The organism is Flavobacterium sp. H4147, assembly GCF_029360735.1.
Classification (GTDB): Bacteria; Bacteroidota; Bacteroidia; order Flavobacteriales; family Flavobacteriaceae; genus Flavobacterium; species Flavobacterium endoglycinae.
Window position 1 is genome coordinate 855,371 of record NZ_JARKNB010000001.1, and the last position, 24,275, is coordinate 879,645.

The 24,275-nt window shown below is 32.6% G+C and carries 27 protein-coding genes and 1 tRNA gene; 8 read left to right on the forward strand and 20 right to left on the reverse strand.

The annotated features are described in order from the left end of the window. Window positions 1-171 precede the first annotated feature (171 nt). The gene (locus P2W75_RS03715) at window positions 172-483 is read left to right on the forward strand and encodes a helix-turn-helix domain-containing protein (RefSeq protein WP_276378967.1); all 312 of its coding nucleotides are present in this window, start codon (window positions 172-174) and stop codon (window positions 481-483) included. A gap of 289 nt (window positions 484-772) precedes the next feature. On the opposite strand, the gene P2W75_RS03720 is transcribed toward P2W75_RS03715, so the two are convergent. Both P2W75_RS03720 and P2W75_RS03725 read right to left on the reverse strand, forming a co-directional pair. Beyond that, complete coding sequence (locus P2W75_RS03720; protein WP_276378968.1) at window positions 773-949, reverse strand: hypothetical protein; 177 nt, start codon at window positions 947-949, stop codon at window positions 773-775. Window positions 950-995: 46 nt separating this feature from the next. Next, entirely contained in the window at window positions 996-2,555 is a 1,560-nt protein-coding gene (locus P2W75_RS03725) for a vitamin K epoxide reductase family protein (protein WP_207298175.1), read from the reverse strand. 260 nt (window positions 2,556-2,815) lie between these two features. Here P2W75_RS03725 and P2W75_RS03730 point away from each other — a divergent pair, with 260 nt between their 5' ends. Continuing rightward, window positions 2,816-2,962 (forward strand): rSAM-modified peptide, encoded by a 147-nt coding sequence (locus tag P2W75_RS03730; protein WP_207298176.1) that lies wholly within the window; start codon window positions 2,816-2,818, stop codon window positions 2,960-2,962. 43 nt (window positions 2,963-3,005) lie between these two features. Here P2W75_RS03730 and P2W75_RS03735 read toward each other — a convergent pair whose 3' ends face one another. Then, window positions 3,006-4,607 (reverse strand): AraC family transcriptional regulator, encoded by a 1,602-nt coding sequence (locus P2W75_RS03735; protein WP_276378969.1) that lies wholly within the window; start codon window positions 4,605-4,607, stop codon window positions 3,006-3,008. 329 nt (window positions 4,608-4,936) lie between these two features. On the opposite strand from P2W75_RS03735, the gene P2W75_RS03740 reads away from it, so the two are divergent. The 3 genes from P2W75_RS03740 (at window position 4,937) to P2W75_RS03750 (ending at window position 7,815) form a co-directional block, all read left to right on the forward strand. Continuing rightward, a complete protein-coding gene (locus tag P2W75_RS03740) occupies window positions 4,937-6,118 on the forward strand; it encodes an acyl-CoA dehydrogenase family protein (RefSeq protein WP_207298178.1) in 1,182 nt (393 codons plus the stop codon). Window positions 6,119-6,203: 85 nt separating this feature from the next. Continuing rightward, entirely contained in the window at window positions 6,204-6,986 is a 783-nt protein-coding gene (locus P2W75_RS03745; protein WP_207298179.1) for a DUF3050 domain-containing protein, read from the forward strand. Window positions 6,987-7,050: 64 nt separating this feature from the next. Beyond that, complete coding sequence (locus tag P2W75_RS03750; RefSeq protein WP_276378970.1) at window positions 7,051-7,815, forward strand: SGNH/GDSL hydrolase family protein; 765 nt, start codon at window positions 7,051-7,053, stop codon at window positions 7,813-7,815. Window positions 7,816-7,958: 143 nt separating this feature from the next. Here P2W75_RS03750 and P2W75_RS03755 read toward each other — a convergent pair whose 3' ends face one another. The 10 genes from P2W75_RS03755 to P2W75_RS03800 form a co-directional block, all read right to left on the reverse strand. Then, window positions 7,959-8,984, reverse strand: a complete 1,026-nt coding sequence (locus tag P2W75_RS03755; RefSeq protein ID WP_276378971.1) for a hypothetical protein — start codon at window positions 8,982-8,984, stop codon at window positions 7,959-7,961. Then, window positions 8,962-10,590 carry an NAD(P)/FAD-dependent oxidoreductase gene (locus tag P2W75_RS03760; protein WP_276378972.1) on the reverse strand — a complete coding sequence of 543 codons (1,629 nt, stop codon included), beginning with the start codon at window positions 10,588-10,590 and terminating at the stop codon, window positions 8,962-8,964. The genes P2W75_RS03755 and P2W75_RS03760 overlap by 23 nt, the downstream gene beginning before the upstream one ends. After that, window positions 10,565-12,085, reverse strand: a complete 1,521-nt coding sequence (locus tag P2W75_RS03765; RefSeq protein WP_276378973.1) for a polyamine aminopropyltransferase — start codon at window positions 12,083-12,085, stop codon at window positions 10,565-10,567. Before P2W75_RS03765 ends, P2W75_RS03760 begins: the two co-directional genes overlap by 26 nt. Continuing rightward, window positions 12,078-12,293 (reverse strand): DUF350 domain-containing protein, encoded by a 216-nt coding sequence (locus P2W75_RS03770; protein ID WP_276378974.1) that lies wholly within the window; start codon window positions 12,291-12,293, stop codon window positions 12,078-12,080. Before P2W75_RS03770 ends, P2W75_RS03765 begins: the two co-directional genes overlap by 8 nt. A gap of 11 nt (window positions 12,294-12,304) precedes the next feature. Further along, the gene (locus tag P2W75_RS03775; protein ID WP_207298185.1) at window positions 12,305-12,484 is read right to left on the reverse strand and encodes a hypothetical protein; all 180 of its coding nucleotides are present in this window, start codon (window positions 12,482-12,484) and stop codon (window positions 12,305-12,307) included. A 5-nt stretch (window positions 12,485-12,489) separates the two neighbouring features. After that, on the reverse strand, window positions 12,490-13,722 hold the full coding sequence (locus P2W75_RS03780) for a DUF4178 domain-containing protein (RefSeq protein ID WP_276378975.1): 1,233 nt from the start codon (window positions 13,720-13,722) through the stop codon (window positions 12,490-12,492). Between the two features lie 3 nt (window positions 13,723-13,725). Further along, window positions 13,726-14,088 (reverse strand): S-adenosylmethionine decarboxylase family protein, encoded by a 363-nt coding sequence (locus tag P2W75_RS03785; protein ID WP_276378976.1) that lies wholly within the window; start codon window positions 14,086-14,088, stop codon window positions 13,726-13,728. Between the two features lie 119 nt (window positions 14,089-14,207). Further along, the gene (locus P2W75_RS03790; protein WP_276378977.1) at window positions 14,208-14,999 is read right to left on the reverse strand and encodes a hypothetical protein; all 792 of its coding nucleotides are present in this window, start codon (window positions 14,997-14,999) and stop codon (window positions 14,208-14,210) included. Window positions 15,000-15,180: 181 nt separating this feature from the next. Beyond that, window positions 15,181-15,516, reverse strand: coding sequence for a hypothetical protein (locus tag P2W75_RS03795; protein WP_276378978.1), 336 nt, complete (start codon window positions 15,514-15,516; stop codon window positions 15,181-15,183). Continuing rightward, a complete protein-coding gene (locus tag P2W75_RS03800) occupies window positions 15,516-16,091 on the reverse strand; it encodes a hypothetical protein (RefSeq protein ID WP_276378979.1) in 576 nt (191 codons plus the stop codon). The genes P2W75_RS03795 and P2W75_RS03800 overlap by 1 nt, the downstream gene beginning before the upstream one ends. A gap of 149 nt (window positions 16,092-16,240) precedes the next feature. On the opposite strand from P2W75_RS03800, the gene P2W75_RS03805 reads away from it, so the two are divergent. After that, window positions 16,241-16,660, forward strand: coding sequence for a helix-turn-helix domain-containing protein (locus P2W75_RS03805; RefSeq protein ID WP_276378980.1), 420 nt, complete (start codon window positions 16,241-16,243; stop codon window positions 16,658-16,660). Between the two features lie 61 nt (window positions 16,661-16,721). Here P2W75_RS03805 and P2W75_RS03810 read toward each other — a convergent pair. After that, window positions 16,722-16,808: transfer RNA gene (locus P2W75_RS03810), tRNA-Ser, on the reverse strand. Window positions 16,809-16,868: 60 nt separating this feature from the next. Further along, entirely contained in the window at window positions 16,869-17,738 is an 870-nt protein-coding gene (locus P2W75_RS03815) for a LysR substrate-binding domain-containing protein (protein ID WP_276378981.1), read from the reverse strand. A 90-nt stretch (window positions 17,739-17,828) separates the two neighbouring features. On the opposite strand from P2W75_RS03815, the gene P2W75_RS03820 reads away from it, so the two are divergent. Next, complete coding sequence (locus tag P2W75_RS03820) at window positions 17,829-19,070, forward strand: MFS transporter (protein ID WP_276378982.1); 1,242 nt, start codon at window positions 17,829-17,831, stop codon at window positions 19,068-19,070. Between the two features lie 218 nt (window positions 19,071-19,288). Here P2W75_RS03820 and P2W75_RS03825 read toward each other — a convergent pair whose 3' ends face one another. From P2W75_RS03825 to P2W75_RS03845, 5 genes are all read right to left on the reverse strand, one after another. Next, on the reverse strand, window positions 19,289-20,317 hold the full coding sequence (locus P2W75_RS03825) for an asparaginase (RefSeq protein WP_276378983.1): 1,029 nt from the start codon (window positions 20,315-20,317) through the stop codon (window positions 19,289-19,291). After that, window positions 20,307-21,440, reverse strand: coding sequence for a 1-acyl-sn-glycerol-3-phosphate acyltransferase (locus P2W75_RS03830; protein WP_276378984.1), 1,134 nt, complete (start codon window positions 21,438-21,440; stop codon window positions 20,307-20,309). Before P2W75_RS03830 ends, P2W75_RS03825 begins: the two co-directional genes overlap by 11 nt. Before the next feature lie 64 nt (window positions 21,441-21,504). Beyond that, window positions 21,505-22,284, reverse strand: coding sequence for a TatD family hydrolase (locus P2W75_RS03835; RefSeq protein WP_207298196.1), 780 nt, complete (start codon window positions 22,282-22,284; stop codon window positions 21,505-21,507). A gap of 185 nt (window positions 22,285-22,469) precedes the next feature. Beyond that, the gene (locus P2W75_RS03840; RefSeq protein ID WP_207298197.1) at window positions 22,470-23,192 is read right to left on the reverse strand and encodes a tol-pal system YbgF family protein; all 723 of its coding nucleotides are present in this window, start codon (window positions 23,190-23,192) and stop codon (window positions 22,470-22,472) included. Between the two features lie 2 nt (window positions 23,193-23,194). Next, window positions 23,195-23,779 carry an RNA polymerase sigma factor gene (locus P2W75_RS03845; RefSeq protein WP_207298198.1) on the reverse strand — a complete coding sequence of 195 codons (585 nt, stop codon included), beginning with the start codon at window positions 23,777-23,779 and terminating at the stop codon, window positions 23,195-23,197. Between the two features lie 128 nt (window positions 23,780-23,907). Between P2W75_RS03845 and P2W75_RS03850 the strand changes: the two genes are divergently transcribed. Further along, the gene (locus P2W75_RS03850; protein WP_276378986.1) at window positions 23,908-24,207 is read left to right on the forward strand and encodes a hypothetical protein; all 300 of its coding nucleotides are present in this window, start codon (window positions 23,908-23,910) and stop codon (window positions 24,205-24,207) included. Window positions 24,208-24,275 lie beyond the last annotated feature (68 nt).

Genomic DNA, 24,275 nt, shown 5'->3' on the forward strand with positions numbered 1-24,275 from the left:
AAAATTTGCCGCGATCAAGTTTTTTTAAGATTTACATTGCAAAAATGGCTGAAACAAAAATTACTCAATCGTTTTTTGTAGGAAATTTTTAGGCTATTTTTAGGAAATTCAAAAAAATACTTAAAATTTATTAAGAAATAACTGTATATTGGTTTTTTATTTTTGATGATAATGGAACATGAAAATTTGATAAAAGCCAGAAAAGAAAAAGGTCTAACCCAAAAGGAAATGGCAGAAATGCTAGCTATGGAGCAGACTACTTATTCTAAAAAAGAGAGAGGTATATCTCGAATACGTGAAAACGAATGGGCTCGTTTTGCTAAAATATTAGATAAAAATATCGATGACCTTAAAAATAATTTTTCACAAGCTAACGAAATTGATAATCATAAAATGTATTTACAGATTATTGAAATGATTATTAAATACAGCCAGAAATTAGAAGAAGAAAATTCAGTTTTGAAGCAGCTTTTAAAAAAGTGATTTAGGTATAAAAAAAATAGAGAGGAAACATTTTTCCTCTCTATATAAAACAATCTAAATATGATATATTATTTGTAATATACAATTTTCTCTAGGAGATGTCACTTGATCAGCCCTAACCAAATAAAACCAATCTAAGTGACCAATTTTCCTGAGAATCCCGACACCAATCATCAATGTTGGGATAAATTGCTCAATGTTCCACGATCGAGCGCCTACGAATTAAAAAAAACATGACTAAATTTTAAAAAGGCTTTATTGTACATTACTTATTAAATAATTTTAAAAACTAACTTACTTCTGAATAGTATAATTCAGGGTAATAATCTGCACAGTCTTCAAAAGATATAATTGAATTCCATGTTTCACATTTTGATGCCTCGACATTAGTAGTGCCTACTATTGTTTTTTGTTCGCTTGCACTTATTTCTTGTGAACCTTCTAGATTTAAAATATACTTCAACATAACACTAAATTTTATTCATTCTTTATTCAAATCTTAAGTCAAAAACTTAAGCTATTCTTTCGAGAATTGTTTCTTTTTCGTCTACGAAATCATTTAAGAAATATTTCAATTCACTTAATTCATATTCGTTAGGAAACAATTTTTCGTTTACAATCTTCACTGGTGTATAATTAAAATCATTTTTAGAACACCACTCATATTGTTTATTGATCTCTTGGTTAATCATCATGCTGACATTTTCAATCTGCCATTTTTTTAACCATCTTTTCAGACTCATTTTTTTAATATGCCAATCTGAAATTGCCTCTACCGTTTTTCCTGGAGTTAATCTATTAATTGTTAGAAGTCTTTCGACAACTGCTTTATATGGATTATCTACATTCTCAGGATTAATATTAAATAATACTGTCAAATATATTTTATCAGGAAACTTTAAAACTAAATCAAACGCTTCTTGAAATGTTTTATGACAGTGTACACAACTTGGGCTTATCACTATCGTTAATCTTACTACTGCGTTTCGGTTTCCAAAATTCAAACCTCTTAAATCTTCAAATCCGTTTGTGTGTGTGACTTTTTTAGATAAGAAGTTTAACAGACTGTAATTTCTTTTGAACTTTTTTAATTCCTTTAATGAATTCTCATTGTCAAGAACATTCTTTGCTGCTGATTTTACTACAAACCAAATTGGTATTAAAAGAGCCAAAGAGAACACATACGGAAAAATGGCACTAAAACTAAAACTTAATGTAAATAAGTCTGACGAAAACCATATAAGACTTTGAGTAAAAATCAAAAACGAAACCATTAAACACATGACGCACCATTTTTGAAGTTCGAATTTTTGAATCCATATTGACGACACTATAACAGGGATAGCCAATAAGCTCAAGAAACCAACAAAAATAGATGAACTCAGTGGCTGTACTAAAATCGCAATAAAACTTGCGCCGAAGAACAACAATGGCAAGTCTGAAAAACTTATCCATTTATTCTCATAATTTTCGTTAAATCCAAGTACAGAATTACAAGATGAATTGGTACTTAGATTACAGAAATTTGAGATAACACTATTTTTAAAACCAAGTTTTTCCTGAACAATTAATGTACTCACGATCAATCCTAATGATGATGTCAATAAAAATATGATACTAAAAACATTGTATGTATTGTAAAAAAATGATAATCCGCCTAGAAGTAAAAAAGGAACGAAGTATTTTAACCAGCTCAATTCTACTCTTAAATTTTCTCTTGCCACCACATTATTTGGCTCAATTGCCACAATAACACCATTCCAATCCAAAAGGAATTTATCATAAGATATTTTCTGCGATCCTTTTTTCATGGTATTGATTCGGACAAAATTCTTTGCCTTCTCAACCAAAATCAATTCATCTTTAAAATAGGCCAAAAAATTTGAAGGCAGATCTACTATTTGTTCTTTTGGAACTCGTACCGCTGCATTCTCAATTGATAACAAATCGAACGAATCAGTTATCGCAAACAAGCTTGGATAATTCGGATGCGAAAGGAACAAATCTTTAAATTCGCTTTTCACTTCGGAATATCGGTTTATTTGAAGAAATTTTTGAATGAGTTTCAACATGTTCTTGGACTGTTTTAAATCGTAATTGCAGTACAAAGATTGGTGTTTTTATTCAAAAAATAATTCCGAAAGCACACAATTTATTAATTATACTACATACAATTTATAAATTATAGCATCCTTTATGTTAATTCAATTAGCTGATTATCAATAAATTAAATGAAAAATTAAGATTTAAAAACACTAAAAACCCAATTCTCGATCAAGAGCATGTCATTTTCTTTAGTTTTGACATATCAGTAACCTTAATACAATTAAAGATGGCAACTATGAATTTTAAACTTGAAGATTTTGAAGTAGAAAAATTGACTAAAAATCAACAAAAAAAAGTAAGAGGGGGAGATGAAGTAACAACATCATCAGCACCAGTAGATCCTGGTAAAAAAGACACCAACGGAAACGTATAATTTCCGAATCAATTTAAGCTCCAAAAAAATATTTTTATAGCTACTAAATATTATTCGCAAACTGAGCTGGAGATACTCCAGTTCTTTTGCGAAATGATTTTGCAAAAGATACTGCATTTTTAAATCCTACACTTTCGGCGATTGCCTGCGTAGAATATTTTCTATACATATGGTTTGTAATCATCTCATTGATTACGTAATTAATTTTAAGTTCGTTCGAGTACTCTCCAAAAGATTTACCAAATCGTTTATTTACCACATAAGACAAATACGTTGTATTTGTTTTGATTTTTTTTGCCACATACGGCAAGGTAAAATCAGCATTCAAATACTCTAATTTGTTTTCAAGAGCAAGAAGCTTTTCGACAATTTTGTTCTCCTTCGCTTCATCAATACTCAAATTGATATTCTCTTTTTTAAGATGAATTTCTTCCGTTTCAAACACTTCTTCATCATGTACTTCCACAAGCGCTAACTCTGGATTATTTTTCTTCTCAATGTTTGCTTTAAATTCTTCTATTAAAGCGTTCATTTTTTTATGTGCTTTATTTTTATCCCTAATATTTTTTATAAGAAGGAATACAATTCCAACTACTAATAAAACATAAAATACTTTTAAAGCTTTGTTCAAGAAAACATCGTACCGATATTTTTCTTGAATCACAACCATTTCTTCCGTTAAATCATTTACTCCCAATTTATAATTTACTTCTAAAGCTTCATGATTTAACTTCGTTTGAAACTGCTCATAATTATCCAGATAAATTTTAGAATGCTTATAGGCAAGTTCTGGCTCTTTCATCAAATTATAAATCTTTGCCTGATAGTAATTTGACTTTAGAAAATCTATATTATTTGATTTTGTTATTTCAGCCAGTGAATCACATTTTTTAAAGAAAACAATTGCTTTATCATACTTTTTTGTAGTAAAATAAATATCTCCCAAGTTGTAATTTGCAACGCATGTAAGATCTGGCTGATTATTTTGTCTCGAATACAATAAAATATCATAGTAAGTCTTTTCGGCTGCTTTATAATCTCCTTTCCAGTTATATATATTGCCTAAGCTTAATTTTGCTGTGATTTTATTGTCTGCGAAATTTTGCGAATAATTAATGGCTCTTTTATAAAAATATTCGGCAGAATCAAGCAAGATTTTTTTATCTAAATTCTTAATAAAATAATTTTCATATGAACTTCCAAGACTTACATTAATGTTACTCTTTCTATTTAAAAAATCTTCTTTAGAAAAAAGTCCTTCATTTTGATCGACAAAATCATTTAACTGCCTTAAATTTTTGATTGCTAATTGATAATTCCCTACAGCTTCGTTTATCAAAGCGATATTTCCTTTAAACTTTACAATTTGAATTATATCACCAATTTCCAGCGAAAGTTTCATCCCTTGCTGGTATTTTTCGAGTGCAGCACTAAAGTTACCCCTTTTCCAGTCGGCTAAACCACCATAATTGTAGATGTAGGATTTAAGCTGAGTTTTATCTCGTGAGTCAGGCACTTTTTCAAGATATTTAAGTGCCAGTGTGTACTTTTCTTTAGAGAGTTTGGTATTTCCCTTAATCTGAAACAATTGTGTCATTGCACCATTTGCAAAAGCCAAGTGCTTAAAATTGTTTGATTTTGCCATCTGATTAGCGTATACAAGGGCACTATCGACATTAGCATTATAATTTAGTCGAATTTTTTCTTGCAATATCAAATACTCTTCTTCAGTCAATGCACTTTTATGTTGGGCAAATGCAGTATTAAGAACAAAAAAAAGTAGAAAAGAGATGATCAGCCTCATTCAATTTATTATTTTTTGGAATCTCAAAATTAGTCTATAAATTATCAATAAACTAAAATTAATTTATCTTATTTGTGATTATTTTTTAACTATATAGTATAAATATAACAATTTTACTTTGTTTTGTTATATTTTTATTCCTTAAATTTGTTTTGAAAAAAACTAATCAAATGAAACCAGACTTATTTCAAGCTCCAGATTATTACAACCTTGACGATTTATTAACAGAAGAACATAAATTAGTACGCGAATCTGCTCGTGCATGGGTTAAAAGAGAAGTTTCTCCAATCATTGAAGAATATGCTCAAAAGGCAGAATTTCCTAAGCAAATTATAAAAGGACTTGGTGAAATTGGCGGATTTGGACCTTATATTCCTGTAGAATATGGTGGTGCTGGTCTGGACCAGATTTCATATGGGTTGATAATGCAGGAAATTGAAAGAGGTGATTCTGGTGTAAGATCGACTTCATCTGTGCAATCTTCACTGGTTATGTACCCGATCTGGAAATACGGAAACGAAGAACAACGAATGAAATATCTCCCAAAATTAGCAACAGGAGAATATATAGGATGTTTTGGATTAACTGAACCTGACCATGGTTCTGATCCAGGAAGCATGATTACCAATTTTAAAGATATGGGTGATCACTATTTGCTAAATGGTGCCAAAATGTGGATTTCAAATGCTCCTTTTGCAGATATTGCTGTTGTTTGGGCAAAAAATGAAGAAGGCAGAATTCACGGTTTGATTGTTGAAAGAGGAATGGAAGGTTTTACAACTCCTGAAACTCACAACAAATGGTCACTACGTGCATCTGCAACTGGAGAATTAATATTTGATAATGTAAAAGTTCCGAAAGAAAATCTTCTGCCTAATAAATCAGGATTAGGAGCACCACTTGGCTGTTTAGATTCAGCGAGATATGGAATTGCCTGGGGCGCTATTGGAGCTGCAATGGACTGCTACGATACCGCTTTACGTTATGCTAAAGAAAGAATCCAGTTTGGAAAACCAATTGGCGGAACACAACTTCAGCAGAAAAAATTAGCAGAGATGATTACCGAAATCACAAAAGCGCAATTATTAACATGGCGTCTAGGTGTTTTAAGAAATGAAGGAAAAGCAACCTCTGCGCAGATTTCAATGGCAAAACGCAACAATGTTGATATGGCTATACACATTGCCCGTGAAGCTAGACAAATGTTAGGCGGAATGGGAATCACGGGTGAATATTCTATTATGAGACACATGATGAACCTTGAAAGTGTCATTACTTACGAAGGAACTCATGATATTCATTTACTCATAACCGGAATGGATGTGACTGGAATTCCAGCATTTAAATCATAAACAACTATTAAATTATATACAAAAACAATATAAAAAGCTTCTTCTAACCGAGAAGCTTTTTATATTTGCACAAAATTTTATATAAATGAATATTGAAACTATACACAATAGCATTCAACCTCAAAAAGATCAGCTTTTAAACCATTCTTTATACAAAAAAATTCAAAGTATCGACGACTTGCATAGTTTTGTAGAAAATCATGTTTTTGCAGTTTGGGATTTTATGTCTTTATTAAAAGCTTTACAAGCTAAACTTACCTGCACTACAACACCTTGGTTTGCTACCAAAAATCCAGAAACCAGATATTTAATTAATGAAATTGTCTTAGCAGAAGAAACAGATATTAGTATCGACGGCAGAAGACAAAGCCACTACGAAATGTACATTGAAGCTATGGAAGCTTGCGGTGCAGATATAGAAGGTATTAATACATTTTTATCTCAAGTTCACTCTCTTCACAATATTTTTGTTGCAATCAAACAAAGTTCATTACATCCTGATGTAAAATCATTTTTAGATTTTACCTTCAGAGTTATCGAAGAAGGAAAACCACACGAAATCGCTGCGGCATTTACCTTTGGAAGAGAAGATTTAATTCCGAGTATGTTTACTGAAATCCTTAAAAACTTTCAAAAGAACCTTCCGGAAGTCGATTTAGCGAAATTGCTTTACTACTTCGAAAGACATATTGAATTGGATGCCGATGAACATGGACCAATGGCCATGCAGATGATTACTGATTTATGCGAAGAAGATGCCCAGAAATGGAAAGAAGTTGAAGAAGTTTCTATTTTAGCTCTTGAAAAACGTATCGGACTTTGGAATGCCATTGAAGAAGAAATCGTGCTAAAAGCCGAGATGGTGTAAAACCGAAACCGCATATTTAACGTAACTATTTGTTTAATGAGCCTAAACTAATTTTAAACAAATTATGAAACCGCAATTCAAACAAATAGTTACCGTTATACTTTCTGTATTTTTACTGAGCTGTAATACCGAAGATTCTCCCTCAGAAACTCCTGTTTCACCAGCTCCAGTAATTCCTCCTACCACACAAGTTCCCACTACACCTATCTCTAAGTCTATAAATTATCTGGCCTTAGGAGACAGTTATACAATTGGTCAGAGCGTCTGCGAAACCTGCAGATATCCTGAACAGCTTAAAGCAAGTTTAAAAGCACTTTATCCCGAAACCAGTTTTTCACTAAAAGTCATCGCTACTACTGGATGGACGACTAATAATTTACTAACAGCCATAAAAGAACAAAATCCAGAATCAAATTATGATCTGGTTACGTTGTTGATTGGTGTAAATAACCAATATCAGGGCAGAGATTTTTCGGTGTATGAAAAAGAATTTCCTGAGCTGGTCAACAAAGCTGTAATACTGGCTAAAGGCGATAAAAAAAATGTAATTGTACTTTCAATTCCAGATTATGCATACACCCCTTTTGGAAAAATGTTTGGTGCCGACGGACAAATGAAAATAACAACCGAACTCAACAATTACAATTCATTCGCCGAAAATTATTGTATGCAGCAAGGCATTACTTTTGTATCTATAACCGATATTACACGTCAAGGATTAAACAACACAAGTTTGGTGGCATCAGATGGTCTTCATCCTTCTGAAACTGCTTATAAAATGTTTGTGGAACGAATGCTGCCAAAAGTAAAAATAGCACTTCAAGATTAATTTTATTGATTTCAGGAGCAGAAAAATCCGTTTTCAAAACAACATTTAGTCCCGCTATCCGCTGTATCTTTTATGCTAAACGCCAGTATAAAAGGATGCCGCTTCTATCGGGCTAAAAAAAAACTTTTCGTTTTCAGAAACCATCAAATGGTCTTTTTAGTTTTCCAAATAAAGCCATCCAATAGATAATGAGTAAACTGTGGAACGCTTAAAAGAGGCACTACTAAAAACTGCCAACCTGAAAAATCAAAACTGCTCACAGAAATATTTTCATTCCACACAAAAAATTCCCAAAAGAATTCTTCGGTAAATGCGATCAGTACTAAAATGGCGACATATATAAAAACTGCTTTATAGCCCTTTAGAAGACTTAAAATACCAGAACGGTAATTAGTTCTGTTTTTTATTTCTTTAAAGTAAATAAGAGCCATATAAGGCATTCCATGCGATATTACATTCAATAAAGTAAAAATCAAATCATCATTAAAATAAACAATGCCAAAATACCATGAAAGAGCCGTTCCTACAATAATGCTGTTTTTAGGAACATTAAAAAATTGATTCTTAACCGAAAGGATTACTGTTCGAACAGCATATAGAATCAAAATCGCAATATAAATCCAGAAAAGGATTTCCAAAACACCTTGGTTTTCAAAATGAAAAAACTCATTCTCGACGAACCAGTTAAATTTTCTATTAGACGAAAAAAACCAAAACAACATAGGATAAACCGTTACAGAATAAATGGTGAGATTATCCAGAAAAACTGAAATTCTTGTTTTTTCCTCAGTACGAGCGTACAATCTCATAAAACCATATTGCTGTCGTATAAAATGAAAAACAGCGATATAAGCGAGAAAAGACCAAAAAACCAAACTTCCAAAAGAAAACAGAATCAGACTTATTGCGAAACAAATAATGGGCAGCAGAATTAACAGCTTTTTCTTTTTCTGAAATTCATCTTTTACAAAATACGTTTTAAACAAAGTCGCATAAACGTGCGCCACATCTATAAAAACGATCAAAAAAAGCCAAGTATAAAAGGAATATTCGTTTTCGATTTTGGTTATATAATCCTGAAAAAGAAAAACAAGAGCCAATACAAAAAATGAAGGCCCAATAATAAACAACCAGTCCGTTTTGGCTTTATGTATCCAAGGTTGTTTCATGCAAAATCTGGTTTACGACATTAATTCCCTGATGAAAAGCTTCTTCAAAAATCGAAATTCCTGATAAATCGGTATGGGCGAAATAAATTTTATTTCCGATGTTTTGTGATGCTTGTTTTTTAGCGTTCCCAAATATAAAATCGGGTACAGGCGAAATCATTCCGTGTCCTAACAAAAAGACTTCCATTTCTTCTGTATATTCTTCAATATCGGGGTGTGCAATTTTTAAGTCATTAAAAACAAGCTGTTTCCAATACTCTTTGTCTTTTTTATAAATTTCTCTTCGGGTTTTCTTTAAATCTCCCGATGAAAAACTGTAATAGTATGTAATAATTTTTTTCTCCTGAACCTGATTCAGCGCCTGATGTTGGGCGTATACATAACCTAATCCTTTTGCGTCATAAATAACATTATCCCACGAAAGTGGAAAACTGGAATTATCAGACAAATCGTCGACCGTTAAAGTTGCCAAAAGCCATGGCGTGTAATGAAAAGATTTGGTAAAAACTTTTCGATCCTTTATTAAATGCTGGTTTACAAACTGCGGAGTTGCCATAACCACTTTGTTGGCTATAATTTCTAACGAAATTTTTTTAACATCATCAAATGCTTTAACAAACACTTTATTATTTTCGGTTTTTACTTCATACACCAAATGATTTTTTAAAGTTTTCTGGTCTGCATATTTTTGTAAATGATGCGCCAATCTTGCATTTCCTTCGGGCCAAGTTAAAACGCTGTCGTTTTTTTCTAAAACAGAATCTTGTTTTCGTCCTGCAAAATAATGGATTCCAGCCCAAGCAGAAACGAATTCAATTCCTAAACCAAAATCATCTTTACAGCAATAATCAATATAATTGAATAAGGGAATTGAGCGAAAACCAGTTTCTTCAAACCAGTTTTTCATGGTTATTGTATCCAGTTTTCGGGTATTTTCATCTTTAGAAGAAAGATAAAGCGGAATATTAAATAAGTATTTTTGGTCTGTTCCTTTCGCAGCTCTGAATCCATCCATGAGCTTAAAAAAACGCTGAAATTCTTTATCATCTTCCGTTGAATTTCCTTCTTTAGGAACTACTCCTTCCTGCCAATTGTTTTTATAAAACAAACGTTCGTCAGGAGCGAAAGTCAATTGAAGTTCGTCAAAAATTGGAAGTCCGTTGGCATGATAACCTGTTATGATTTTTTCTTCTTCTAAAAAATTAAGCAGCTCTTTGTCTTCAAAATTAGGAAGCGGCAAATAATGCGCACCTAAAGGATATTTGGAATATTTATTTTGACCGTTTGAAGAATTTCCTCCCAAATGATCTGCCATTTCAATCAGCAGAAAATCTGAAATACCTTTTTTATGAAACTGTCGCGCCGCACTTAATCCTGATATACCACCGCCAATTATGAGATACGGAATATGAATTTGTTCAACCGGTTTTGGAAAATCTTTAATCCATAAACGATGTCCCAAAATATGATTTGTTCCTGTTAAACGCATTACAAGAACCGCTATTTTATCGGTACAAAATTGTAAAAGCGGAATTAAAAGCAAAGAAGCCGCTATTCCTTTTACGAAATTTCGTCTTCCTCTATTGCAATCTTCCCCACTCTTCATCAAAATAGCGTACTAAAATCTGATTGTCTAAACGATTAACTTCTATTTGATTGGAAATCATATCGTTTGTAAAATAATTAAATCGGTCAAACTGATAATTGTAAAACCTCAACCCTTGAGCTTTTCTTTTTACTTCGTTAAAAGTAGTTCCAAAACCATTTATTGCTATCGTATATCCCCATTCACCAAACGAAGGAACATAGGCATGATAGGCATCGACTTGTAGAAAAACTTCCATTACCGTTTTATTGATACACCAAAAGGATTTTGGGGCAAAATAAGGCGAAGTGGTTTGTATAACTACTGCTGCATCTGGTTTTAAAATCTGTTTTATGGTTTTATAAAAGTTTAAGGAATACAATTTACCTAAGCTGTAATTAGACGGATCGGGAAAATCGATTATCGCCACATCAAACTTTTCTTTGCTGTTTTTCGCCCAGATATAGGCATCGGTATTGATTACAGTTACTTTTGGATTGTTTAAAGAATTCTTGTTGAAATCCTTTAATACTTTATTGGTTTTAAAAAGTTTTGTCATTCCTTCGTCAAGATCGACAAGGGTTATTTTTTGAACGTCTTTGTATTTCAATATTTCACGTACTGCCAAACCATCGCCGCCGCCTAAAACCAACACATTTTTTACTTCTTTGGAAATCGACATTACCGGATGCACCAAAGCTTCGTGATAACGGTATTCATCGGCAGAACTGAACTGAAGATTGTTGTTGAGATACAATCGGTAATCACTTTTATTGTGCGTTAAAACAATACGCTGATAAGGCGTTGAATTGGTATAAATGATGTTTTCTCCGTAAAGTTTTCCTTCTGAATAAGCCAGAATATCATTCGAAAAAACAAATACTGCGAACAATAATACAAATGAAAAAATAGCTTTTGTTTTTAGTAAATAAGCGTTTTTCAATTCTCTTTTTAATAAAAAACACAAAGCAATAGCAATACTTACATTGATCATTCCGAAGAAAAGTGAAGTTCCCATTATACCTAATTTCGGAACGAGAACTAATGGAAATAAGATGGATGCCAGTAAAGCTCCGATGTAGTCAAATGTAAACACATTCGAAACTAAATCTTTAAATTCGACCCTGTCTTTTAATATATTCATTAAAAGCGGAATCTCTAACCCAACTAAAAATCCGGTTACAAAAACGAATAAATATAAAATGAGTTGAAACGAACCAACATTTTCAAATAAAAGAAATAAAACTACGGAACTTAATCCTCCGATAAGTCCCACCAGTATCTCGATTTCGACAAAAGTATTGAGTAAGTTTTTATGAAAAAACTTTGAGAAAAAGGAGCCAATACCCATTGAAAACAGGTACACGCCAATAATAAATGAAAATTGTTTTACTGAATCGCCTAATAAATAACTGGCCAGAGTTCCTGCAACAAGCTCATAAATAAGTCCGCAGGTAGCAATTATAAATACGGCAAACAGTAAAAGAAATTCAAACCTTAGAAATTTTTTACCCATGAATTGCGGCACTAATAATCATCGAGATTCCAATTATAAACCCTGCCAGAACAATGGCAACAGCAACATTATTTTTTTCTACAACTTCCTTCCAAGTATTTTCTGGAGTAAGTTTTTCAATAATAAAATAACCAACTAGTAAAATAACGATTCCTAGAAGAGAATAAATAATTGAATTAGCGATTGGCTGAAAGTGAATAAATTCCATATGGTTGAGTATTATTTGTGGTAAAAACGATTATATGATGTACGGCTTCCCGATGATTTGTAATTTTCGGTGGTTTCGCAATCGCAGATTCTATTTCCTGCCATTGCAAAATAGAGGTAAATACCAATACTGGCAAATCCTATTAAAAGGGCTATTTTGTTATTAAATACAAAATCAGTGATTTTCTTCATAGTGATTAGTTATCGTATTGAGAATATGAACTGTCTGACCAACGTTCTTTTTCAAAGTTATAGTTAAAAAATCGGATGATTAAGTAAACGACAATCAAACCAATAATCACCAGCCAGACGTTTCGGCTTGAAGGTTCATTCCAAACCACATTAACTCGCATTTCTGCATTTGTGTGATCTTCTGGAGCTTTCATTGGCGTTATGAGCAAATGGTATTTTCCTTCTTTCACGCCGCAGATATTAAATTCTTCCGAATTACTTCCTTCGCTCCAAGATTCACCATCTGAATAACCATGATAATATTCTATGTCTTTATTGGCATAAATCTCATCGTTTGTTTCTTCATTTATTAAAGCCACATTAAGGTTTGCCCAAGAATTATCGACATCTGTTGATACTTTAATCGTCAGAGGCGCCGAGCCTCCTTTAAGCACAAAAGCATCACTTGTGATTTCTTTGTTGTCAAATTCATTAAACGACAGTGTTTTCGAAAAAACAAACTGTTCAAACTGATCTTTGTAAATATACCAGTTCGCTGTGATAATAAGCAAAGCCGCAAAACAGAAAATAATAGCCGTATCTTTTACATTAAATCGATAAGGCTGAATCATATTTACGCCAAACTGAAAAGGAAGCAGAATGTTTGGAAATGCTTTCTTTATCGCCGCTTTTTCAATGTATTCGCCATGAAAAGCAGTTTCAACCTTATTCATTCTTTCAACAGAAATTATAAAAGGCGGTTTTATATATTCAACAAGATATATAATTTGATTTACGGGAAGTTCAAAGTCAAAAAATCCTTGAGCGTTTATAATTTCTGCGTTTGAAAATTCGAAAATATCATAATCTTCATCATTGTATTCCAAAGTCAAAGGATGCGATTTTACGTTGAATGTTTCTTCCATTTCGGTAAGGATCATCCAATGTCCATTTGAAAGCGACAAATAAATGAATTCATTCTCTTTATTTTGAAGTATAAACTCTGTCCATCTGTAACTTGGCTGAACATTTTTAACTAAAATTCCGGTGACTTTGTATTCGCTTCCTTTTAAAAATCCAACATCGCCAATTGATAAAGGAAAGTCGTTGAGAGTTGTTTTATATTGTGATTTTCTGCGAAATCCGCCCTCTTTATCGCGAGCGTATAAACTTTGACAATTAGGACAAACGAAATTTATTACTTCAAAACCAACCTCTAATTCGGTTTCTGTATTACAATCGTAACAAGGAATTTTCATGCTTTATCGGTTAATTTCAAAATCTTTAATAATCTTTGCTTCAAAATAGCTGATATAATCTGCCGTGACACTGCGTACTTTGTGTGAGTTATCCTGAAGATAATTACACAAATAAACATCTAATGTAAGCTGATTGTATTCTGGCCAGGTATGTATACAAATATGGGATTCTTTAAGACAGAATGAAATTGTAAAGCTTTTGTTTTCAAAATCATGTACTACTACTCCAACTTTTTCTAAGCCATATTTTTCTAAAATAGAATTTGTAATAGTAACAAAATCATTACTATTCGTAAGCAGTTCCGTTTTATCGACTTGTAAAGTAACCAGTTTATGAAGTCCCGGCGAATAAGGAGGTAAATCCATTCAAATATTTATATAACAGCTGCCAAATATATAATAATTTCTCTAATAATATAATGCAGAAAAGAGAATGGTTTTGCATTCACGAACTGCAGCTATATCTTTAAGAAAAATGATGTTATTTACTGGCAAAGCAAACATTCCTGTGTTTGTTCGTACGATTTACACCAATTTGATTTCTTGACAATATAAGAACTTCTATTGATTTGTTTTCGAACAGTTTGCAACTGATTCAAGGCTTCGGAATTTGAATTATATCCCATCAAGACGGTTCTGTAAATATTATTCTTTTTAACAATAGCCGAATTAGGATTTATTCGCACCGCTTTACTTAATTCTGTATTGGCTTCTGTAATTAAATTATCGCCTCCTGCAATTATATAATATTCAACAGGAGATTCTGTACTCGATAAAGGCGTTTCAAATAATTCTATTTTCTTTTGGCTTTCTTCAATCTGTTTTATTTGAGATTTAGAAGGATTCATTACCGTATCAGTTTTTATGCTTTGTTGTGCTTTTAGGTAATCGTCGTATTCCTTTTTAATTTCAGTATAATAATTCGTCCAAGATTTCTTCATTTCACCGCTTGGCGCCACTATCGATAAATATCTCACGAGCTGAAGTCTTACAAGTGAATTTTTTTCATCTTTAACATCATTTACATATCGGTCAAAATATTCGAGTTCTTTAATATCCTGATCTCTTTCTTTAAACAAATCACTCACTACTAAAGTAACGGTGCTTATGGCAAGTGTTACGATAACCCATTTGAAGTAATCGATAAATTTATCGAGATTTTCTGGTGCTATTTCTGCTTTTTTTATCAACCTGTATAAAATAACAAGAGACAATAATCCGATGAAAACAAAAAATAAATAAAGCCAAAACGAAACAATTCCTGTATTTGAAAGCATGGGGCGAGGTTTTAAATGTTTTACAATGATTTTTTGCAGACAGAAACCAGTGTTTTTTCAGAAAACAAAACAAACACAAGTCACTGAAAAGCAATGCAATATAACAACATAATCTTACAAAAAAATGAGTAGTTATACTTTATTTTTAGTTTTGAAGAAACAAAAAGCAGCGTTGGGTTTTCTATTTATACTTCTCAAAATCAACCTCAACTTTTTCAAAAAGTGCTGATTTTTCTAGAATTGAATTTATCTCGATTATACTGTTCTGACTGTCTTCTGCCATAATAAAAGCAAAACCCCAAATGTCTTTTGAAAGTGTGAATTTTCCAATTTCAGAATCGTAGGTTATTAAAACTTCATCATTCATCCATAAATCGAGAGCATCAATCAATTGTGGATTTATCTCTTCGATTGATGAAAGAAAATCAGAAACAAATGTTTCGTTTTCGGCACCGTAAAAAACTTCAATTAGAAGATTTTGAGATTGATAACCAGGACGGAGATAGTATTTATACATTATTCTATGCGTTTATAATGATATCCTAAATTATAACTTGATCCTGCCCAGAATAAAAACAAAATCGCTCCGGAATTATCATAAGCGTAATTCACCAAAAGTCCGTTGTTTTTAGAAAGTCCAATTCTGGTTTTATGATTATTATAACCTCCCGCAAGATATGGAATTCCGTTTCGTTTGAGGTATTTATTATCCAAATAAAAAAGTCCGTTTTTTAATTCTACACCAAGTTCAGTGCTGTCAATTTTAATGTTATTTTTTTGAGTGATAAATTTTATTCGATTTTTGCTTAAAAGCTTGATTTCTACAAAATATGAATTATCATAATCGTACGTTGATTTTTCAGATTTCACGAAATAATTCAAATTATTTCTTGTTTTATAATCCTGAGAATCTATAATTTCAGGATTTCCTTTTTCATCATATTTCAAATCTGGAAACAACTCGTATTTTCCTTCCAACTTCGAAAAATCATTTTCTGATAATGCTGTTTTGTTTTCCCTTATCATTTTATCTGAAAATGAAGCGCAGGAACACATGAGCAGAATTACGAAAAGATAAATTAGTAATCTCATAAATTATCTGTTTAGTTCATTAAAGATACTAAATACTCATTCAAAAAAGCTGTACTTTTGTTTCAATATTGAAAAGCGTATCTTACAAAAAACTTCTGTACTTTACCAAACGCAATATTATTTTTAAGAATTTTAAATATCTTTGATTTATGAGCACAGCAACAAAACCATATCATATAGGGCGAAAAATAAGCCGTATTCGTGAACTGAAAGACATGAAACAAGAAGCTTTAGCACAAGCTTTGGGAACAAACCAGCAGGCAATTTCGGCTATGGAAAACAGCGAAAACATAGACGAAGAAAAACTTAAAGAAGTGGCAAAAGCGCTTGGTGTTACTGTTGAAGCAATCAAAAATTTTTCTGAAGAAAATGTGATTAATTATTTCAATAATTTTTATGACAATGAAATTAATGGAAGTATTGTCGCACCACAATCTAATCATTGTACATTCAATCCATTAGACAAATTGGTTGAAGTTTATGAGGAAAACAAAAAACTTTACGAAAGATTACTTCAATCTGAAAAAGATAAAAATGAGTATTTAGAGACGTTATTGAAAGGGAAATAAATTCCTGTAATAAAAAAACCTCGGAATCTTCATTCCGAGGTTTTTTTTTTAAATTAATTCGCAGAAAGGAAGGGATTCGAACCCTCGATATAGTTACCCATATACTAGCTTTCCAGGCTAGCTCCTTCAACCACTCGGACACCTTTCTATTTTAGGACTGCAAAGAACACAAAAAAATATGACTTTACAAAAGCAATTTTCATAATCCTTAAATACTCTTTTTAAATTCTTCCATAAATATTTTTACTGCTTTTTTCTGATATCCGCCAATAGTAAGCATAAAAGCTTCACGCTTTGTTGCAACTCCTGTAATTTGTATCGCACGAAGCTGATCCCAGCCTTTCAGGGCTTTTTCGGCAACAATGGTGGACCAATCACTGTTTTCTACCATTTGCAATAAAGCATGAATGGAATGCAGTTCGATTGAAATTTTAGGTTTCATGTTAAACTTCTGAAATAATTCTTCGACAAATTCCCTTGAATTAGAACCTTTTCCGGGCAGAATCAGCGGGATCTCTTCTATTTTCTTAAAAGCAATTTTATCCAAATTTGCCAAAGCATGATTTTTAGAAACCGCCATCACCATATTTGAAGTAAACAAAGGCACTTTCTGAATAGGACGCTCGATGGCATGAGATGGAATTACCAAAACTACATCGACAGCATTATTAATGAGTTTTTGTTCCAATGATTCTGTTGTGCCGTATTCGACAATAATTTTTAGGTTTTGATATCTTTTGGCAAATGTGTTAACGATGGGCAGAATCAATAATCCAAAAATGTAGGTAACACCAATTCGCAATTCACCACCAATCATTTGGTTTAAATCTTCAATGGCTTGTTTTCCGTTCTGGACATTTTCGAGAACTTTTTTGGCATGAATCAAGAAAACAGAACCGGCTTCGGTAAGCTGTACTTTTTTCCCAATTCTAACAAACAAAGGCATTTCGAGTTCTTCTTCGAGTTTTTTTATTTGCTGCGAAAGTCCAGATTGCGTTACAAAACAAAGTTCTGCTGCTTTTGTAAAATGCAATACTTCAGCCGTTTTAACAAAATATTCAAGTTGATAAATTTCCATATTGATAAGTTTAAGTACTTATTATCAGTAAAATTATTAATTTTTCTAATGAAATCATAATCACGAACTTTGTATCAAATAATTAAGATTATGTTTAAAGCCTTAAAATCTAAAAATTTCAAATTGTTCTTTTACGGACAATCTGTTTCGGTGATTGGTACCTGGATGCAGAAAACCGCAGTAAGCTGGATGGTTTACAGCATAACAGGTTCTGTGTTTTTATTGGGATTAGCAACGTTTTTAAGCATGATTCCATCTTTGTTTCTGGCACCTTTAGCCGGAAGTATTATTGGTCGTTACGATCGTCACCGCGCTATGATGGTCTTACAGTCTTTGGCAATGCTTCAGGCGGGAACTTTAGCGTTACTGATTTATTTCAAAATTTACAATATCAACTTTATTCTGACGCTGAGCCTTATTCAGGGAATCATCAATGCTTTTGATATGACCTGCCGACAAACGATGATGATTGATATTGTCGATAATAAAGAAGATTTGTCCAATGCTGTTGCACTGAACTCAACTCTAAATAATTCTGCCCGAATTGCTGGTCCAGCGCTTGCCGGAATTATTCTGCATCAATATGGAGAAGATATTTGTTTTATTGGGAATTTTGTGAGTTATGTTCCGGTTTTAATTTCATTAATGATGATGAAAATTACGCCTCACATTAAAGCCGAAAACAAATTAAATATGTTAGACGATCTTATTGAAGGTCTAGATTATGTAAAAAAAGAAACCGAAATGGCCAGAATGTTGTTAATGCTAACATGCAGTAGCTTGTTTGTTATTTCTTTTAACACTTTAATGCCCGTTTTTGCCAAAGATATTTTTAGAGGAAATGCCGAAACCTTCAGCTGGTTCGAAAGTGCTGCCGGAATTGGTTCTGTTTTGTCTGCAATTTATTTAGCAAATCTAAAATCTTCCGAAAATATGAGCAAATTGATGATTGCAGCGAGTTTACTTTTGGGTTTCAGTGTGATTATTTTAGCGGTTTCAAGCAGTATTACAATTGCTTTGATTTGTATGACATTAAGCGGAATCGGGATGATGGGACAAACTTCTTCTATCAACATTTACATTCAAACGCATAGCACTGTAAATATGCGTTCTAGAAGTATTAGTTATTATATGATGGCGTATCAGGGAATGATTCCTGTGGGAAGTTTAATTATTGGTTACGTTTCTCATTCTCTTGGCGTAAGAACCACAGTTGCGATTCAGGGAATCATTTGTATTATTTCGGTACTTGTTTATTTGTATTACAAAAAACACAAAGCAATTGAGGATTTAGAGACTTGTCCGGTAACGTATACAAATTCCAAAAATTAAATTCCAATTCTAAGAAAATCCCAAAAACAAAAACCCCAAATTCCAATATTGGAGTGGAAATGACAAACTGAACTTTTTCAACTTTGACAAAGTTTAAAACCTTGACAAAGTTCTTACGGTAAAAATCCTTTGATTTCGCTCAGGATGATAATGGAGCAAAAAAAATCCAAATTCCAAAAGTGTTGGTATTTGGATTTTTTAATATTTGGAATTTCAATTTAAGATATTTCCCCGCGTAAAGCCGTTTCAAAAATATCTTTAAACTCATTTTGAGGAATATTGTGTCCCAGCAGATACATTAGTTTTGTAATGGCGGCTTCGGTAGTAATGTCTTTTCCAGAAATAACGCCTAAAGATTTTAAGGCAGTACTGGTTTCGTATTGTCCCATATTCACACTTCCGCCTGAACATTGGGTTACGTTTACGATATGCATTCCTGATTTTATTGCTTTTTCAATTAAATGTAAAAACCAATCTTCGGTTGGTGCATTTCCTGAACCGTATGTTTCCAGAACAATTCCGCGCAAACCTTGAGTTGCCAAGATTGAAGCCAAAACAATTTCGCTCATTCCTGGAAACATTTTAATAATCGCAACGTGATTGTCTAAATTTTTGTGAACAATCAGTTTTGCATCTTTATTTAACGGAAGAAATAAATGTTTATTTAATTTTAAATGAACGCCAGATTCTACTAATTCCGGATAATTTGGTGCTGTAAATGCTCTAAAATGTTCCGCATTTACTTTTGAAGTTCGGTTTCCGCGGTATAATTTGTATTCAAAATACAGACAAACTTCTGTAATAACCGGTTTTCCGTCTTCCAAAAGTGACGCAATTTGAATCGCTGTAATTAGGTTCTCTTTAGCATCGGTACGCAAATCTCCAATTGGCAATTGCGAACCTGTAAACACAACTGGTTTGGCTAAATTTTCGAGCATAAAACTCAATGCTGAAGCCGAATACGACATCGTATCTGATCCGTGAAGAACCACAAATCCATCATAAGAAGCGTAATTTTCCTCGATAATTGTGGCTATTTTGGTCCACATTTGAGGATTCATATTTGAAGAATCAATTGGATGTTCGAATGAAATCGATTCAATTTCACAATCCAATTGTTTGATTTCGGGTATTTTCTGAATTAATTTACCAAAATTGAAGGCTTTAAGTGCTCCAGTTTCAAAGTCTTTGCTCATACCGATGGTTCCTCCGGTATAAATCAATAGTATTTTTGCTTTAGATGACATCTTGGTATTTTAATTTATTGACAACAGGATTTGCATACATGGCCAAAAATCCCTGTCTGGTAACAGGATTATCACTTCCGATTCTCATTTCTAAACGACGCTCAAAAAGTTGTTTTTCACTTTCTTTGTATTTATCTGCAAATCGGTCAGTTTCGTTTAAAATATCATAAGCAATAAAGTTTGTCGGCCATAATTGATAGTTTTTCAAGATCACATCATCAATAGTTTGTGCCAAAGCTTGAATTTGCTTGTTTGCATTGTCATTTTCAGCTGCAATCTGGTCGATTTCGGTATCTAAAACGTCGCCTACAGAAATGTGTATTCTTTTTTTAGTTCCCATGATACCGCTGATGATATTCATGAAATCTTCGTTTTTATCTTTTATATAAACTTCGTTGTTAGCTTCTGCCATTAACTGCGGCATTTTCAACACGTCTGTTGGATCGTATTCGTATGAAATAGAAACTGGAACTACTTTTAATTTCTTAAAATAACTCATCAAATCTTCATCAGAAGCCATTCCAATCATTTTTAAAACTCCCGGATTGGTTTCGTCATTTCCGTCTTTAGTTCTTCCTTCTTTTTGTGCAATCCAAACCGAGCGGTTTTCGCGAAGTAATAATTGTCCCATATATTCAGAAAGCAGTTTAGAACTTTGCAGCATTTCACGAGGCGATAATCCTCTTAAAACCAAAAAGTTTCGGTTTAATTTGGCTAAAGTTGATAAGAAAGCTTTCTTCACTAAATTATCTCCAATTGCAGATGCCGTCATGACCAAACCATGTTCGAACAAGCAAACATTCAGCAAAGTGGTGTCTAGAAGAATATCTCTATGATTTGAGATAAACAAGTAAGAAGTGTTGGGTTCTAGTTTTTCAAACCCCGAAGTCGTTAAACCTTCAGAGCTTTTTTCCAGCACTTTTTGAATGGTATTGTAAATAAAGTTGCATTGAAAATCACGAATAGAGTGTGTTTTCTTTAGTTGATCCTTCCAAACCTCATCATCTACCTCCGGAAAAGTAAAGTTCATCATAGTTTTCATCATAGGATGATTAACCACAGCATGAAGTGCTTCATTTATTTCGGAATCATAAAACGGTCGAATGGCATCAAATTTCTGCATTATTTATAATTGTTTAAAGTGGGCAAAAGAACAAAAAAAAAATTAAAGTTTTGTAAGGCATGCGTTAAATACCAAAAACCTCTTTTGAATTTTGCGTTGTTATTGCTGCTATTTCCTCTTCAGAAACTTTATATATATCTGCAAGTTTTGAAATTACGTTGATTAGATAACTGCTTTCATTTCGTTTTCCTCTATACGGAATTGGTGCTAAATAAGGTGAATCTGTTTCTAAAACAATGTGTTTTAAATCAATTTGATCTAAAAACTGATCGATTTTTCCGTTTTTAAAAGTCACCACTCCGCCAATTCCAAGTTTCATTTTATAAGAAATCGCACGCTTCGCTTGTTCTAAAGTTCCGGAAAAACAATGAAAAATCCCAAACAAATCTTCAGATTTTTCTTCTTCTAAAATTTCAAAAATTTCATCAAATGCTTCACGGCAATGAATTACGATAGGAAGTTTGTGTTGTTTTGCAAGCTGAATTTGTTTTTTAAAAGCGATCTGCTGTTCTTTTAAATGTGTTTTATCCCAATACAAATCGATTCCTATTTCGCCCACAGCATAGAATTTTCGCTTAGACAATTCCGTTTCTACATGAGCCAGCTCGTCTAGATAATTGTCTTTCACGTACGTGGGATGCAGACCCATCATTAAGAAAACATTCTCAGGATAATTTTTCTCTAAATCGTACATTGACTGAGTGGCTGCTGCATCGATTGCTGGAATAAAAAAACGGGTAATTCCGGCATCAATAGCACGCTGAATCATCTCGTCACGATCTTGATCAAATTCTTCAGAATATAAATGCGTATGCGTATCGGTAATAATAGGTGTTGAATTCAAAGCTGTAATTTTAAAGTCATCAAAATTACGACAATATTAAAAGAATAGCAATTTCATGTGCATGAGACACGGATTTTTTAAATTATCACTTAAAAAGCGAAACCTTTGTCAAAGTTTTGAATTTTGACAAAGGTTTAAAACGTTAATTGGTATTTGGATTTTTATTTATTGAAATTCAATTCCTGCTAATCCAGCTGATGCAAAAGTTCTTCAACTTGATCGTAATCTTCGTAATCTTCAGATATAGATTCTAAGATTTTTTTACATTCTTCGTAATCTTTTTGTTTTAATTTAGACAAAGCCAAATACCACAATGCTTTTTCTTTATACACCGAAGTTCCATTTTTCAGTGCGTTAAAAACGTCTTCCGCTTTTTTATAATGACTTTCTTCTAAAAGTGAAACTCCGTAAAAAAACTGGATTTCGGCTGTTTTTTGTTTCTGCAAAATGGTTTCGAAAAGCGGAATCGCAGTGTTGTATCTCTTTTTATTATAAGCGGTTTCGGCTTGTTTTAAAGTCTCATCAGCTGTTGATCTTTCGGTAAATGAAGCATGTTCAGGATTATTGTAATCCGCAAAAGATGGATTTTGATTGTAATTGAAAAAGAACAATCCGAATAAAACCGCAACCGAAGCCGCAACGGCCAGATACCAAGGTTTTAACCCAATTACTTTGGTGTCTTTATCGAAATGTTGTTTAGATATTTGAGTTAGATTTTCTTTAAAAGCTTGCCTTTCCTGTTCAATTCCAAATTTGGTGTTCAGCTGTGTGTGAACGTTTTTAAAAGTCTCAAACTGCGACGCAAATTCAGGATCTTGAGTAAGTTGGTTTTCAAAATCAGTTTTTGCCCCAGGCGTTAATTCGTCTTGAAGATATTCATCAAATAATATATAGCGTTCTTCGTTCATGACTAATTGTTTTTTAAAGAGTTAAAGTTTTTTGCTTCCTGAATCCACTGCGTTAACTGACCTATGCATAACGACTTTTTCTTGCGGACATAGCCATACGTTACGTTTAGTTTTTCTGCGACTTCTTCCATCGATTTAATTTCAAAACTCAGCTTTAAAACTTCTTTGCATTTGTCTCCAAGTTTCTGGAACATGGCATCAAAAAGCTGTTGTTTTTCATCAAATTCTTCGGTATGTCCAATCAGTTCATGTGCTGATTCATTGATAGATAAAACATCTTCCAGAATTGTTACCCCTTTATTAGAAGTCTTTTTCAATTCATTAAGCCATTTTCTTTTACACAATAAAAAAAAGTAAGCATCAAACGGACAGGTTAATTGCAAAGAACCTTCTTTGGCTTGATTGAATAGCAAAATCAAAATTTCCTGTACCACATCCTGAGCATGATCTTTATCGCCGGAATTGTTCATGATAAACATGACCACTTTAGGAACAAACTTTTTATAAATAGACTTAATTATTACCGAATCGTTAGCAGCAAGTCCATCAATATATTTTTGATCAGGATGTATTTTATTTCGCCCCATAAAAAACTTTTTATCAGCTAAAGTTAAAAAAGAATATTAAATAAATTTCAAATTATAGGGTAACAATTCATTATGTGAGTGGATATAAGAGAACAAAAATCTTTTAAAACAGTTAAAATTAAGAGAAAATGGAAACGTATCAATTTACAAATGAAAAGGCACTGAACAAATTTTACGAAATGATTTCGGCTAAAAAACGAAACGGTTTTGTTGTCGTAGAACATAACGAGAAACTCCCTTATGTTGTTTTATCGAAAGAAAAAAAAGTCATCAAACACACATTACATTTATTGCTTACTTGTCTCACTTTCGGACTTTGGTCAATTGTATGGCTGTATTTAATTGTTACGCTTTCGCGAAAGAGAAGCATTCTTGTGGCTGTTGACGAAGACGGAAATCTGTTTGAAGACAAATGCCTTTCGATTTAAATAAAAAACTTTCAAAAAGAGGGGTAACAAATTCTAAACCCCGAACATCTATCAATATAATAATCATT